Source organism: Paracoccus sp. JM45, assembly GCF_003590715.1.
Lineage (GTDB): Bacteria > Pseudomonadota > Alphaproteobacteria > Rhodobacterales > Rhodobacteraceae > Paracoccus.
This window is the reverse complement of the sequence record NZ_QQVY01000017.1, coordinates 1-13840: the sequence shown is the minus strand read 5'-3', so window position 1 is coordinate 13840 and position 13840 is coordinate 1. Positions and strand designations below refer to the sequence as shown.

Annotated in this window: 10 protein-coding genes and 4 pseudogenes; 11 read left to right on the top strand and 3 right to left on the bottom strand. The window is 58.2% G+C overall.

Translation table 11 applies throughout. From position 1 onward, the window contains the following. Window positions 1–6: 6 nt before the first annotated feature. From DWB67_RS14960 to DWB67_RS14950, 3 genes are read left to right on the top strand one after another with little or no spacing between them, the layout of a single operon-like run. Entirely contained in the window at window positions 7–1446 is a 1440-nt protein-coding gene (locus tag DWB67_RS14960; RefSeq protein ID WP_119808393.1) for a M81 family metallopeptidase, read from the top strand. Beyond that, window positions 1443–2630: an MFS transporter gene (locus DWB67_RS14955; RefSeq protein ID WP_119808392.1), complete on the top strand. Its 1188-nt coding sequence runs from the start codon at window positions 1443–1445 to the stop codon at window positions 2628–2630. Before DWB67_RS14960 ends, DWB67_RS14955 begins: the two co-directional genes overlap by 4 nt. After that, window positions 2630–3361, top strand: a complete 732-nt coding sequence (locus DWB67_RS14950) for a copper homeostasis protein CutC (protein WP_119808391.1) — start codon at window positions 2630–2632, stop codon at window positions 3359–3361. Before DWB67_RS14955 ends, DWB67_RS14950 begins: the two co-directional genes overlap by 1 nt. 28 nt (window positions 3362–3389) lie before the next feature. Here DWB67_RS14950 and DWB67_RS14945 read toward each other — a convergent pair whose 3' ends face one another. After that, window positions 3390–4583 carry a Xaa-Pro peptidase family protein gene (locus DWB67_RS14945; RefSeq protein WP_220475150.1) on the bottom strand — a complete coding sequence of 398 codons (1194 nt, stop codon included), beginning with the start codon at window positions 4581–4583 and terminating at the stop codon, window positions 3390–3392. 152 nt (window positions 4584–4735) lie between these two features. On the opposite strand from DWB67_RS14945, the gene DWB67_RS14940 reads away from it, so the two are divergent. The 5 genes and pseudogenes from DWB67_RS14940 to DWB67_RS14920 form a co-directional block, all read left to right on the top strand. Continuing rightward, window positions 4736–5493, top strand: a protein-coding gene (locus tag DWB67_RS14940) for an IS5 family transposase (RefSeq protein WP_119808389.1) whose coding sequence is annotated in 2 segments (ribosomal slippage) — window positions 4736–5072 and window positions 5072–5493 — 759 coding nt in all. Because the reading frame shifts where the segments join, the coding sequence is not laid out codon by codon here. A 66-nt stretch (window positions 5494–5559) separates the two neighbouring features. Then, window positions 5560–6596, top strand: a pseudogene (locus tag DWB67_RS14935) (IS481 family transposase). A gap of 400 nt (window positions 6597–6996) precedes the next feature. Then, entirely contained in the window at window positions 6997–7884 is an 888-nt protein-coding gene (yghX, locus tag DWB67_RS14930) for a YghX family hydrolase (protein WP_119808388.1), read from the top strand. A gap of 132 nt (window positions 7885–8016) precedes the next feature. Further along, complete coding sequence (locus tag DWB67_RS14925) at window positions 8017–8565, top strand: superoxide dismutase family protein (protein ID WP_255418699.1); 549 nt, start codon at window positions 8017–8019, stop codon at window positions 8563–8565. A 218-nt stretch (window positions 8566–8783) separates the two neighbouring features. Continuing rightward, window positions 8784–9224, top strand: a pseudogene (locus DWB67_RS14920) (IS481 family transposase); the annotation flags it as partial. 47 nt (window positions 9225–9271) lie between these two features. On the opposite strand, the pseudogene DWB67_RS14915 reads toward DWB67_RS14920, so the two are convergent. Beyond that, window positions 9272–10407 (bottom strand): annotated as a pseudogene (locus tag DWB67_RS14915) (IS3 family transposase). Window positions 10408–10616: 209 nt separating this feature from the next. Next, window positions 10617–11300 carry an IclR family transcriptional regulator gene (locus DWB67_RS14910; RefSeq protein WP_119808387.1) on the bottom strand — a complete coding sequence of 228 codons (684 nt, stop codon included), beginning with the start codon at window positions 11298–11300 and terminating at the stop codon, window positions 10617–10619. A gap of 191 nt (window positions 11301–11491) precedes the next feature. On the opposite strand from DWB67_RS14910, the gene DWB67_RS14905 reads away from it, so the two are divergent. From DWB67_RS14905 to DWB67_RS14895, 3 genes and pseudogenes are all read left to right on the top strand, one after another. Then, window positions 11492–12307: an SDR family oxidoreductase gene (locus DWB67_RS14905; RefSeq protein ID WP_119808386.1), complete on the top strand. Its 816-nt coding sequence runs from the start codon at window positions 11492–11494 to the stop codon at window positions 12305–12307. Next, entirely contained in the window at window positions 12300–13535 is a 1236-nt protein-coding gene (locus tag DWB67_RS14900; protein ID WP_119808385.1) for an AGE family epimerase/isomerase, read from the top strand. The genes DWB67_RS14905 and DWB67_RS14900 overlap by 8 nt, the downstream gene beginning before the upstream one ends. Window positions 13536–13672: 137 nt before the next feature. Beyond that, window positions 13673–13840: pseudogene (locus DWB67_RS14895) on the top strand (IS6 family transposase); the annotation flags it as partial.

Sequence of the window (13840 nt, the reverse complement as noted above, 5' to 3'; positions counted from 1 at the left end):
CGTCTTATGCGTATTGCGGTTGGTGGCATACACACTGAATGTTCAACCTATTCGCCGGTTCTGATGCAGGATGATGATTTTCGCGTCCTGCGAGGGGCCAGCCTGACGGCTGACCCCTATTTCGCCTTTCTGGACGGGTTCGCGGCAGATGCTGTCCCTTTGTTGCACGCACGCGCCGTGCCGGGGGGGCCGCTATCGCGGGCCACCTATGATCGTTTGAAATTGGAATTTCTGGACCGATTGCAGGCCGCGGCACCCTTTGATGCCGTTTATCTGGCCATGCATGGCGCGATGCATGTCGAAGGAATGTTCGATGCCGAGGGCGACTGGATCAGCGCCGTACGTCAGGCGGTCGGCCCACAGATGCTGATTGCCACCAGCTATGACCTGCATGGCAATGTCTCGGACCGGATCATTGATCAAATCGATATCTTTGCAGCCTATCGCACCGCCCCGCATATCGATGTGACGCGGACGATGACCGCGGCTTACGGAATGCTGCTTCAGGCATTGCAAACCGGCATCCGCCCCGGCGTTATCAGAGTGCCGGTTCCGCTGTTGCTGCCGGGCGAAAAATCCTCGACCGAGGATGAACCCGCCCGCAGCCTCTATGCTGGACTGCCGGCATACGAACAGGACGGCGTGTGGCGCGCGGATCTGATGATCGGCTATGTCTGGGCAGATGAACCCCGTGCGACAGCCTGTGTGGTTGTGACCGGTCCCGACAAAAAGGCGGCCATGGCCGCAGGACGTGCAATCGCGCAGAATTTTTGGGCGGCCCGCCATGATTTTGATTTCGGAACCCAGGCCGGCCCCCTGCAGCAAATGCTGGATATCGCCCGTCATTCCACAACCCGTCCGGTGATCCTTGCCGACAGCGGCGACAATCCGACCGGCGGTGGTGTCGGGGACCGTGGGGATGTGCTGGCCGCGTTGATCCGTTACGACTGGCAGGATGCCTTGGTCGCAGGCATCGCCGACCCTTGGGCGGTCGAGGCGTGTTTTCGCGCCGGCATCAATGCCGTGCTGCCCCTGACCATCGGCGCAGCGCTGGATCCGTCAGGCGTGACGGTTATCTCTCAGGCACGGGTGATCGGATTACATCAAGGTAAGGAGTGTTCCGACCGGCAGGCGGTGGTACAGATTTACGGCATTACAGTCGTTCTGTCAGCACGTCGTCGCCCCTATCACAACGTCGCCGATTTTACGCAGCTGGGACTGGATCCGGCGGCGGTGGCGTTGCTGGTTGTCAAATCGGGGTATCTGTCACTCGAACTGGCCCCGTTGGCGGCACCCAGCCTGATGGCCCTGACCGAGGGCGTGGTCAATCAGGACATTCTAAGTCTGCCGAACAAACACCGCCCCGCTGGCACCCTGCCGTTTGAAAAGCGGTTGGGCTTTACTCCAAAACCACAAGTTTCGGTCCGTTTTCCGGCTGCCCGATGACAGCGTGGTTCACCATCCTGCGCGACCACAGTGTGGTGCGCGTGTCAGCGGCGGCAATCTTTCTTTACGGTTTTGCGGGGGCCGCGACATCACCCTATCAGGCAGTGATCGGGATCCGCGAACTGGGCTTGTCCGACAGCGCCTATGCGGCGATCAGCTTTACCGCCTCGGTCGCGCATGTGCTGATTGCCGTGGTCAGCGGGTATCTGTCGGACCGGTATCAAAGCTATCGCAAGCCTTTGGTGTTCGTGTCTGCATTCGGGCTAGTCGGTTACGGGCTGATCTGGTTGAACCCTACACAGATGACGTTCGCTTTGGCCACCATTTTTCCGCTGGCACTGTTCCATGCGACCAACTCCATGCTGTTCGGCAACGTCCGCACACAGACGGCACGTTTTGCCCCGGACGAGGCTGCTATCGCCAATGCCCTGATGCGGATGATGGTGTCGCTGTCATGGGTTCTGGTCCCCGGCATTGTCGGGTTGATCCTTGCGCGGCATGACAGCATGATGACCGCTTATCTGATTGCCGCGACCTTTGCCGGCTGCTGTATGTTGACCATCGCCTTGGGTCTAAAGCCGGATACTTCCGCGCCTGTCCGACAGCACGTTCCCGCTTTGCCAGATCTCTTGGGTGTGCTGTCGCGCGGGATGGTCCTGCGCATTGCAGGGGTTGCATTGATTACACAAGTGCTGACCGTCAATGCCATGGTGCTGCCACTGATCGTAACGGGGCGCGCGAACGGAGTGGCATCGGACATCGGGTTTCTGGTCGGCATGGTCGCGCTGTTAGAGGTGGTCTTTATGGTCATCTGGGCCGCTATCATGCGCCATATGCATCTGACGATTGCGCTGGCGGTATCTGCAGTCCTGTATCTGGGATACCTGCTGGCCATCGCGGGGGCATCGGCGCCTTGGCATGTCTATATGGCCAGCGTTATTGCAGGAATTGCTGCGGCGGGGATCATTTCACTGCCGATCAGCTATCTGCTGGATCTGATCCGCGACCGCCCCGGACTGTCGGCATCGCTGATTGCGGTCAATATGTTTTTGGGCGCAGGGCTTGGATCGATGGTCTTCGCCCTTGGAACGGCGATCGGCGGCTATGGAACGGCCGCGGTCCTTGGCGGTGTCGCCGGTGTTCTGGGGGCCGGGCTGTTGGTCGTATTGGAAAGACGAATATAATGATCACGCTGGAAATTTGTGTCGATGATGCCGCGGGGATAATCGCGGCCACGGCAGGCGGCGCCCAAAGGCTGGAGCTGTGCTCTGCCTTGGCGCTTGGCGGTCTGACGCCATCTGCCGGTCTTATGCAGATCGCTGCCCGTGGTCCCCTGCCCGTATTGGCAATGATCCGTCCCCGTGCCGGTGATTTTGTCTGGTCCCCGTCCGAATTGGACATCCAGCTGGCCGACATCAAGGCTGCTCGCGATGCCGGTCTTGCTGGCGTTGTGATCGGCGCGTCAAAGCCGGACGGGCAACTGGATGCGGTTGTCTTGGGGAAGCTGGTCGATGCTTCAAAAGGAATGCACATCACGCTGCACCGCGCTGTGGACCTGACACCTGATCCTTTCAAGGCGCTCGCCCTGTGCCGTGATCTGGGCATAAGGCGTGTGCTGTCTTCTGGCGGCGCGCGAACGGCACTGGAAGGGGCGGACAGGCTGGTCGCAATGCAGAAAGCCGCGGCTGGCGTTGTCATAATGCCCGGCGGTGGCCTTTCTGCCGCAAATATCGGGCAGTTGGCCACAACCCTACCCCTATCCGAAGTTCACGCGTCCTGCAGTTCATCCTGCCCGCCACCCGTCGATCCGAATGTCGAATACTTCGGCTTTCAACCAGCTGGCGCAAAAACTACGGATATTACAAAGGTTGCGGCCCTGCGCGCCGCGCTGGACCGGCTGACATCCCAAGATTGACACCCCCGTCCGGACCGATCCCCAGCCCTTACCCGAAGGGTTTGTCCAGACTGGCAGAAGGCCGGCTGAACCATCGCGGGCCGGTATCGGTCATATAAGCAATATCCTCCAACCGGACGCCGCATTCGCCATAGACGCAGAGCATCGGCTCGACCGAAAAACACATGCCGGTTTGCAACCGAGTACTGTTTCCTTGAACGATATAGGGAGCCTCGTGGATATCAAGCCCCAGACCGTGGCCGGTGCGATGCGGCAATCCGGGAACATCATATCCCGGACCAAAACTTGCTGCAGCAAGCGATGCACGGGCCGCCGCGTCCACATCCTCGCAACTGACACCAAGTTGCGCCGCATCAAAAGCCGCGCGATGGGCATCATGTTCAGCCTGCCACAGCTGCCGTTGACGCGGCGAGGGATCGCCGAAGACGTAGGTTCGGGTGATGTCGGACTGATAGCCGTGCAACGTGCCCCCCATATCGACCAGAACCATATCGCCCTGCTTCAGGGTCTGCGGATAGGGGACACCATGCGGATATGCAGTCGCTTCTCCGAACTGGACAGCAACAAAAAGAGGCTTCAAGCCAAGCGCGATATGGGCTTCGTCGACGAAACTGCAAACTTCGGTGGTTGTAATGCCTGTGCGCAAATGGGCATGGACGGCTTTCTGGACCTGCCAGCTGGCATTCATGGCGGTCTGGATAATAGTGATTTCTTCGGCTGATTTGATTTGGCGAAGCCCGCTAATCATATCTTCCGCCAACACGACATTCCCCTGCATTTCGTGCGTCAGACGGGATGCAAAACGGAAAAGGGTCGCAGGGTCCAAGCCCAGCCCGCGCCCCTTATATTGCGCGACATGTCCGGCAATCAGGGCGAAAGGGTCTTCATGTTCTTCCCACATCAACAAAGGGCCCGGCAAACGCATCATGCTGTTCAGCTTGGGGGCCTCGAACACCGGTGTAACATAGACCGGCGGACCATCTGCCATAATCAAAGCGCCGTGGATACGTTCGGACTGCCCAAGCGACAATCCAGTAAAATACGTCAACGAGGATGACGCATCCAACCAAACTGCCGCCAGACCGCTGATGCCGATCTGTGCCTGCAGCGATGCAATCCGCTTTTGATGCGCGCTATCTGAAATCGGCGTTGCGTTCACCGGTCGGAAACCGGCAAGTTGGCGATCCACATTGTGATCAGCAGAGGTCATTCTATCAGTCATGATCACCCTTTATTGGCTTTGTATTTGACGCCTTAATATACAAATGGTTATTTGTCCCGTCCGATCAAATCGAAAGCTTTCTAGGGCCCGTGGACAATCATACTTTCCATAGATTTTGATTTCTGATTCAAATCTCCCAAACGGAGGTTGGGATGAACGAGCAGCGCTTTGTGGTGACGGATCGTGTGTGGCGGCGGCTTGAGCCGCATTTGCCGGGAAAAACCAGCGACGCGGGGGCGACGGCAAATGATAACCGTCTGTTTCTGGAAGCGGTGTTCTGGCGCGTTCGCACCGGGTCTCCATGGCGCGATCTGCCGCCCGCCTTCGGCAACTGGAACAGCCAGTTCCGCCGCTTCCGCAGATGGGCGAAAGCAGGGGTTTTCGAGAGCCTTTTCATAGCCATGAGTGGTGACCCCGACCTTGAATATGCCCTCATCGACGGCACCATCGTTCAGGTTCACCAAAAGGCAACCGGCGCAAAAGGGGGACTCAGGCTCAGGCCATCGGACGCTCGCGTGGCGGCCTGACGACTAACATCGTCGCGCTTGTGGATGCGCTCGGCAATCTGATCCGTTTCCTATTATTGCCCGGGCAGGCACATGACACAAAAGGCGTCGCGCCTCTGATCCGTAACGTTCCCTTCGGGGCTCTTCTGGCAGACAAAGCGTTTGACGCGAACTGGCTTCTGGAAGAACTGGATGCACATGGGGCATGCGCCGTGATCCCACCGAAATCAAACCGAAAGCAACAGCGTAACTACGACGCAGACGCTTACAAGTGGCGCCATATGGTTGAAAACTACTTCGCAAAGATCAAGGAATTCCGAGGTATAGCAACACGCTATGACAAGACCGATTGCAGCTACACCGCCAATTGGAACCTAGCTGCAGCCCTGATCGCTGCAAGATGAATGTCCACGGGCCCTAGTTCCGGACTTTGATGATGTGATCTTTTCTCAGGAACGGAAGGACGCATAATGTGCCGGGTCCGTCACGGGAGCGCCATGATCACGAACGCCGTCGGAGCTGCAATAATGAGGGCTGGCCCCGCCATTGGTCCAAGCTTCGCTCGCAACGCAGAGCCGGGAACCCGGCATCAATCCGAAGACGGTGGCGAAGTGGCGGAAGCGCCAAGCCGGCGGGGATCTCAGGACAGGGCCAAAGGAGCCGCGCTCCACGGTTCTGCCGAGGCTGAGAAGCCGATGGCTGTCGACTTCAGACGACATACGGTTCTGCCGCCGGACGGCGCTGCCCTTGCCTCTATGCCCTGCAGCCATCCATCCCGCATCTGACGCGCCCGGCATTGCATCGGTGCCTGCAGCGCCATGGAATTTCCCGGCTGCCTAGCGTGGAGGGCGACAAGCTGAAGCAGCAGGGCTTCACACGCTCTCCCATCGGCTCCCTCCATGTCGACATTGCCGAGGTGCAGACTGCGGAAGTATGGGGAGGGACAGACAACAGTCCAGTGGACTGTTGTCCCGACGATTGGCTCCACCTGTTCGTCGGCATTGACCGAACGCGCAAATTCGCCTTCACGCAGCTCTCCGAAAAGGCGGGGAAGATGGCTGCCGCTCGGTTCTTGCGCGATCTGATCGCTGCCCTTCCTTACCGGCTGCACACAGTGCTGACCGATCGATTCATTGGAATGCTATTGGTCCAAAATACAATGGCGAGAGGCGTCAAGTTTGCAAATCGAAGCTGCGAAACGAGCGCCTTCGCGCACATCTTCGACCACGTGTGCAGAGAAAATGAAATCTGGCACAGGCTGACGGAATTGAAGCACTTTTGGATGAATGGCCAAGTCGAGCGGATGAACCGCACGGCCAAGGACGCGACCGTCAAACGCTTACATCACGACGACCACAGTCTGCTTCACACCCATCTGGCGGACTTCATAGTCGCCTGCAATTTCGCGCGCCGGCTCAAGGCGCTCGGCGGCCTCACGTCTTACGAATACATCTGCAAGTTCTGTACATCCGAGCCAGACAGATTCATCCCAAATCCGATCCACTAGATACCGGTACCGAGACTGAAAACTTAAGAAACACCAGCTGCTTTTGGTCAATTCATCATTCAGAAGGAAACACCGTTTTAGCCTTTAACAATTTGCATACGAACGTGAGATTAATATTCAGATTTAAACATACGGTGGTTCCATTGCTTCAATATCCTATCTGATGTGAAGGACGAGCGATGATCATTCCTGACTTGTGGAATGACCTGACCTGGCGTGGCGATGAACAGCATAGTTCGATTGGGCGAACGAAGAATTCTCACAATTGCGTTCGAAGCCGCCCATAGGGTCATTTAGCAGGGTGCAACATTTGAAACTTGTCCTAAGCTGCCGCAATCTTGCATCCGCAGGGCCATAAATCGGGGGCCATTTGGTGGCCCCCCTATTCGGAGGTAACTCGATGACCCGCATGACTGCCAAGGATTTCGATCAAGGCTTGCTTGATCTTTATGATTTCTATGCCCATGGAAAAATCTCGAAGCGTGATTTTTTGGAACGTGCCGGAAAATTCGCTGTCGGAGGCATGACGGCTGTTGCTTTGCTGAAAATCCTTAGCCCGGATTATGCGTTGGCCGAACAGGTATCGTTCAATGATCCTGACATCCACGCTGATTACATCACATACCCTTCGCCGAACGGAACGGGGGATGTGCGCGGATATCTGGTTCGTCCCGCTGAAGCCGAAGGTCCTTTGCCCGCCGTTCTTGTCATTCACGAAAACCGCGGCCTGAACCCCTATATCGAGGATGTTGCCCGCCGTCTGGCAAAGGCAGGTTTCATGGCGCTGGCGCCTGACGGCCTTACCTCGGTTGGTGGTTATCCCGGCAATGACAATGATGGCCGTGATTTGCAGGCAACTGTCGATGGCACCGAATTGATGAACGATTTCTTTGCCGGTTTCGAACATCTGCTAGCGCGCGAAGACAGCACCGGCAAAGTCGGCGCGGTCGGCTTTTGTTATGGCGGCGGAGTCGTAAACGCGATTGCAGTGGCCTATCCTGAAATGGGCGCGGGCGTGTCCTTCTATGGCCGTCAGCCATCGGCCGAGGATGTCGCCAAGATCGAAGCCCCGTTGATGCTTCAGATGGGTGAACTGGACGAACGGATCAACGAAGGGTGGCCTGCTTTCGAAGAAGCCTTGAAGGCAAATGACAAGGTTTATGAAGGCCATATCTATGATGGGGCCAACCACGGCTTCCACAACGACAGCACGCCACGTTATGACGAAGCTAAGGCCGATCTGGCGTGGGAGCGCACGCTTGGCTGGTTCGAAAAATATCTAAGCTAGGTTCGTGACGAAGCCCTCTGGTCGCATCAATCCTGCGGCCAGGGGAATTTACAAATATGCACATAGGACCGGAACATCGGACCACCACTGCGGTTATCCCCTGACAATATATTTCGATTAAAGGATAATCCGATGTCCAGACTGGCAAGCACCATTCTTGTTACCCTGCTGGCCGCAACCCCTGTTGTTGCACAAGACGCCGGTCATGGCGATGGTGATCACGACATGCAGCACGCCGCTTCAACGATGATCGCCGACCTTTCGAACGGTGAGGGAGATCCCCGCGGTCAGGTTACCGCAGCTTCGACACCATCGGGTTATATGCACATCAAGATCCAGCTGCAGGATGTGCCGGAAGGTATCTATGGGGCACATCTGCATGAAACGGGTCTCTGCGAAGGTCCCGACTTTAAAAGTGCCGGCGGCCATCTGGCTCGCGAGGGAGAAGAACACGGCATTCTGTCCCAGAACGGTCCCCATATCGGCGATCTGCCGAACATCCATGTCCCCGCAAGTAACGCCATTACGGTCGAGTATTTCGTGCCCGAACTTTCGACCGATCTGGTTATGGACGATGACGGAACGGCATTCATGCTGCACGCGCAGGCCGACGACCTCGTTTCGCAGCCCTCGGGCGATGCCGGCGACCGGATGATCTGCGGCGTGTTAATCTCCCAGTAAATATACTTTCGAGGCCCCGCGGCGTCATACGATCGCCGCGGGCTGTGATCTGAATTCGTTGCTAATTTTCAGAAGCAACTGCCGCTTGGTACGTCGCGCGCCCCAAGATAGCCATTAAAGGGAAAGTCACATTTCTTGTCAGTTACATTTTTGATCGCTAGGTGTTTGATCCCGGACTTTGATGGTGCACTGTTTTCCTTAGAATGGAAGGACGCATTATGGGCCAAATTCTTCACGGCAGCGCCACGATGACTGAGGCAATCCGTCGAGCAATACAGAGTAGTAAATAAAGCCTGAAGACGCTTTCGACGCGTTACAGCATCAATCAGAAGATGGTCGCCAAATGGCGCAAGCGGACTTCTGTTGCGGATCGGCCGACCGGTCCAAGGACTGCCAGATCCATAGTTATGACGATTGATGAAGAGGCAATCATCGTCGCGTTCCGGCGCTATACGCTGCTGCCACTCGACAATTGCCTCTGTGCGCTCCAGCCGAGCATTCCACATCTGACACGATCGTCACTACACCGTTGTCTCCAACGGCATGATATCAGCCGACTACCCGAAGTCACCGGCGACAAGCATGTGAAGAAGGCGTTCAAAGCTTATCCCATCGGCTACTTTTACGTTGATATTGCTGAGGTTAGAGGTGGTTCGGGATTTTCGACCAGTTTGCCGCCTCGCTAAGCTCTGGCATGGGTTTCATGTCAGGCGGCGGCTTTCAGGTTCGGGTTGGCAGTATCATAGGCTTCTGTTGGCGTCAGCAACCCGTGCGATGAGTGTGGACGTTTTTCGTTGTAGTAGCTGATCCAGGCGCCGATCCCCCTGCGGGCCTCGGAACCGGTCTCAAAGGCGTTCAGGTAGACGCATTCGTATTTGAGGGAACGCCATAGCCTTTCGATCATCGGGTTGCCAATCCAGCGGCCACGCCCATCCATGGAGATATTCACTTTGGCGTCGAGCAGAACCTGGGTGAACGCGGTGCTGGTGAATTGCGATCCTTGGTCACTGCTGAATATCTCGGGCGTGCCATATCGGGCCAGCGCCTCCTTCAGGGCTTCAACGCAGAAGCTCGCGTCCATGGAGTTCGACAGCCGCCAGCTGAGCACCTTGCGGCTGTGCCAGTCCATGATCGCCACCAGATAAAGAGAACCTTGGCGCATGGGAATGTAGCTGATGTCGGTGCATCAGACCTGATTGGGGCGGGTGATGGCCAGGCCCCTGAGAAGGTAAGGATAAATCTTGTGTTCCGGGTGCTTCTGGCTGGTCTTCGGCTCCTGATAGATCGGCACAAGCCGCACGAGCTTCATCTGCCGACGAACCCGATGGCGCCCGCACCGATGCCCCTCGCGTTGCATGTAACGAGCCATTTACCGCGAGCCATACCACGGCGTCTCGAGGAACTGCCGGTCGATGATGGTCATGAACTTCAAGTTCTCGGCGCTTTCACCGCGCGGCTGGTAATAAAGACCAGAGCGCGCCAGTGACAACAGGCAGCACTGCCGCCGGACGCTGAGATCGGGGTGATCCTGCTTCACCGCTTCTTGCCTTCAGTGCCGAGAATGAGACTGGAGGCTGCGGACAAAAAATCGCGTTCCACAACCAACTGACCGATCTTGGCATGCAGCTTTTCGACCTCACCCGCAGAAATCTGCGGTGCGGCGGGCGCACCACTGCCAAAGGCCGAGACCATGTTCCCGATTGCGGTTCTCTTCCAGCCCGTGATCATAGTGGGGTGGATGTCATACTTCTTGGCCAGTTCAGCTGTCGTCAGTTCCTCGCGAATGGCTTCAAGAGCCACCTTCGCCTTGAACTCCGCCAAATAGCGCTTCCGTTTCGTCATGCAGATCAGTCCTTCGTCAATCGCCAGAGCTTAGCGACCGGTCCGAATTCCTGCGACCACCTCTCGACTGAGCGGATGGGGCCTCTGCAACAGCATGAGTGGTCGTGGCGCTTCCACAAAGAGCCCTGTTCCCGCGGTCTCGCCCTTTCCAGAACACGGATCGCACCATCAAACCGTAGAATCAAATACCTATGCCGGTCTGATTTCTTTCAGCGATGAGACGATATGATGTTGTGCATTTCGGCTGCCAGCTTTGGAAAGCGATCCGGGGTCAGGCGGTTGCCGGGCGCCGCCACGCCGAAACCGGCCAGCATCTCTCCGTCTTCGATCCAGGGGACGGCGACGGCGCTGATGCCCGCGAAGACCTGTTCGTGATCGGTGGCATAGCCGTCGCGTGCGATCCGGTCCAGTTCATGCTGGATGTCTGGGGGCACATAGGTCCGGGCCCGCAGCGAGGCGTTATGCGCCAGGAACAGCTGGCCGATGGCCGATCCGGTCATCGACACCCGCTCGCCCGGCTGGCCCGCGACATGCAGCAACTGGTGGCTTTCGATGGCGTCCAGAAAATAGATATCATCCCCCGAGGGGACCGCCAGGAAGACCGTCTCGGACGTAGCCTCGTACATCGCCTCCAGCACGGGACGCAGGCGTTCGCGCAATTGCGCGTCGTTGCCCGCCACCCGCGCGATGTTTAGGATGCGGTCGCCCAAGTGATAGCGCGTATCCCCCCCCCGCCGCCGGACATAGCCAAGCGCCACCAGCGTGTTCAGCAGGTTGTGCGTCGTGGGCACCGTCAGCACGGCGGTTTCGGAAATTTCCTTCAGCCGAGCCGATCCACCGGATCGGGCCAGAATTTCAAGAAGATGGAGTGCGCGCGACACGGATTGGATCATGGCGAACCTTCGGCAAGATGAATATTCAGCATCGTGGAATTAACGTGGCAATTCAATCGGTTTCAAATCCAACGGATAGAATTTTTTAGGAACCTTGGCCACAAATCACTCGTTGGAACCCCGCAAACACGCCGCGACGTGTTGCGGAAATTGATCGACGGCCCCGACGGTCGTATCGCAAGGAGACCATGATGAGCGAAGAACTCGACGACCTTTTGCCGCCCGTGGAATATATCACCGATGCCTATAAGGGCGCCGGCAAGCTGACGGGGAAACGCGTGCTGATCACTGGCGGCGACAGCGGCATCGGACGTGCCGTGGCGCTGCACATGGCCCGCGAAGGCGCACGCGTCGCCATTCTCTATCACGAAGACGCCGAGAGCGCCGAGGAGACCCGCAGCGGCATCGAGGCCGAAGGCGCCGAAGCCCTGATCCTTCAAGGTGACACTGGAACGCCCGCCGATTGCGCCGCCACCGTCGCCGCCGTCGTCGAGGCATGGGGCGGCATTGACGTGCTGGTCAACAACGCGGGCATGCAGAAACCCTATCACAACCAGTCCGAGATCTCGGACGCGGACTGGCAGAAGCATTTCGATGTCAACATGAACGGCATCTTCCACACCACCCGCGCCGCGCTGGACCATATGTCCGAAGGTGCCAGCATCATTAACACCACCTCGGTCAACGCCTATGTCGGCAATGCCGCGCTGGTGCCCTATACCGCCACCAAGGGTGCCATCGTCGGCTATACCCGCGCGCTGGCGCTGGATCTGCTGGACCGTGGCATCCGCGTGAACCAAGTCGCGCCGGGACCTGTGGCCACCGAAATCCAGCTGGTCTTCAAGAATTTCGACAAGAAAATGCTGAAAGAGATGTCCTCGCCCATGGGCCGTCTCGGCCAGCCGCGGGAACTGGGTCCGGCCTATGTCTTTCTGGCCTGTCAGGACAGCAGCTTCGTGACCGGCCAGACCCTTCATGTGAACGGAGGCATGATCGCCAATGGATGATCTGCACGCCGCATCCCGCGCCTCCGCCGCTTGGGCCGACCGTCGGGATCATCGCGAATGGCTGCGCACCGAGGGACGCCGCCTTCTGCGCCATTACGCCCGCGCCCGCGTTCCCAGAGGCTTTGCCACCTTGGGCAACGATGGCCTGCTGGTCGACAAGGTGCCGCAGGGCATCGTCACCGCGCGTAAGGTGCATTGCTACAGTCTTGCCACGCTGATGGGCATTCCCGGCGCATCCGCCTTGGCAGGTCACGGCATTGCGGCGCTGCTGGACGGGCCCCTGCGCGATCACGCAGCAGGGGGATGGTTCGAAGACGCCAGCGGTCCGTCGCGCAAGAAGGCGTATCTGCACGCCTTCATGGCCCTTGCCGGGGCCTCGGCGACGATGGCGGGCCTGCCGCGGGGGCAGGAGTTGATGCAGGCCGCCACGGATATCATCGACCGGCATTTCTGGATCGCCTCAGAAAAGGTAATGCAGCCGTCCTTCGCCGCCGATTGGTCCGATCCCGAGGCCTATCGCGGGGCCAATTGCAACATGCACACGACCGAGGCCTGTCTGGCCCTGTCGGACGCCACCGGCGATCCGCGCTGGCTGGACCGCGCGATCGCGCTGGCACGTCGCTTTGGTCACGACATTCCGGCAGCGCATGACGGCCTGCTGCCAGAACATTTCGCCCCGGACTGGACGCTGTTGCCCGATTATGGCGCGGACCAACCCGCCGATGACACGCGCCCCTATGGCCTGACGCCCGGCCATCACGCCGAATGGGCGGGCCTGCTGCTGAAGGTTGAGGCCGCCTGCGAAAAGGCCGGGCGTCCGGCGATGGATTGGCCGCTGACGGATGCCGTGGCCCTGTTCGACAGGTCGGTCGAATTGGGATGGGCACCGGACGGTCAGCCTGGGATGGTCTATACCGTCGGCTTTGACGGGACGGTCTCGGTTTCCATGCGCGCCTATTGGGTGCAGGCCGAGCTGGCGAATACCGCCCTGATGCTGTACCGCCGCACCAATGAGCCACGGTTCGAGGCGATCTATCGCAAGGCCTGGGACTTCATTGCGGACCGGTTGATCGACTATGACGCGGGCGGCTGGCGGCACGAGGTCAACGCCTCTGGTCATCTCAGCGGCATCGTCTATCCCACGCGCGAGGATCTCTATCACGATTTCCAAGCAACGGTGACGCCGCTTATCCCGACCTCCGCTTCACTAGCGGGAGGGCTACGCTGACATGAACCGGAGCATTAACTGGTACTAGCAGGACCATTCCACTCCAGAGAGTAGTGTCGCAAAGTTTTCGGTCTTTCGCTTCTGCTGCGAATTCAGCATTCCTTCGCCAAGATTTGGCAGACTAATTTGGCAGAGTGATGATTGATTTCAAAGGTGTCCATTATCCGAAAGCTGTCATTTTGCACGCGGTCTTCTTCTACGTCCGCTATGCCGTTTCCTATCGTGATCTCGAAGAGATTATGCTTGAGCGTGGTATTAATGTCGATCATGCGACGCTAAACCGCTGGGTGGTAAAGTTCGCTCCG

Excerpts from the sequence above, each read along its gene's own strand:
- DWB67_RS14955 (WP_119808392.1), top strand. The coding sequence starts at position 1,443 with ATGACAGCGTGGTTCACCATCCTGCGCGACCACAGTGTGGTGCGCGTG.
- DWB67_RS14945 (WP_220475150.1), bottom strand. The coding sequence starts at position 4,583 with ATGACTGATAGAATGACCTCTGCTGATCACAATGTGGATCGCCAACTT.
- DWB67_RS14925 (WP_255418699.1), top strand. The coding sequence starts at position 8,017 with ATGTCCAGACTGGCAAGCACCATTCTTGTTACCCTGCTGGCCGCAACC.
- DWB67_RS14905 (WP_119808386.1), top strand. The coding sequence starts at position 11,492 with ATGAGCGAAGAACTCGACGACCTTTTGCCGCCCGTGGAATATATCACC.
- DWB67_RS14900 (WP_119808385.1), top strand. The coding sequence starts at position 12,300 with ATGGATGATCTGCACGCCGCATCCCGCGCCTCCGCCGCTTGGGCCGAC.
- DWB67_RS14960 (WP_119808393.1), top strand. The coding sequence starts at position 7 with ATGCGTATTGCGGTTGGTGGCATACACACTGAATGTTCAACCTATTCG.
- yghX (WP_119808388.1), top strand. The coding sequence starts at position 6,997 with ATGACCCGCATGACTGCCAAGGATTTCGATCAAGGCTTGCTTGATCTT.
- DWB67_RS14950 (WP_119808391.1), top strand. The coding sequence starts at position 2,630 with ATGATCACGCTGGAAATTTGTGTCGATGATGCCGCGGGGATAATCGCG.
- DWB67_RS14910 (WP_119808387.1), bottom strand. The coding sequence starts at position 11,300 with ATGATCCAATCCGTGTCGCGCGCACTCCATCTTCTTGAAATTCTGGCC.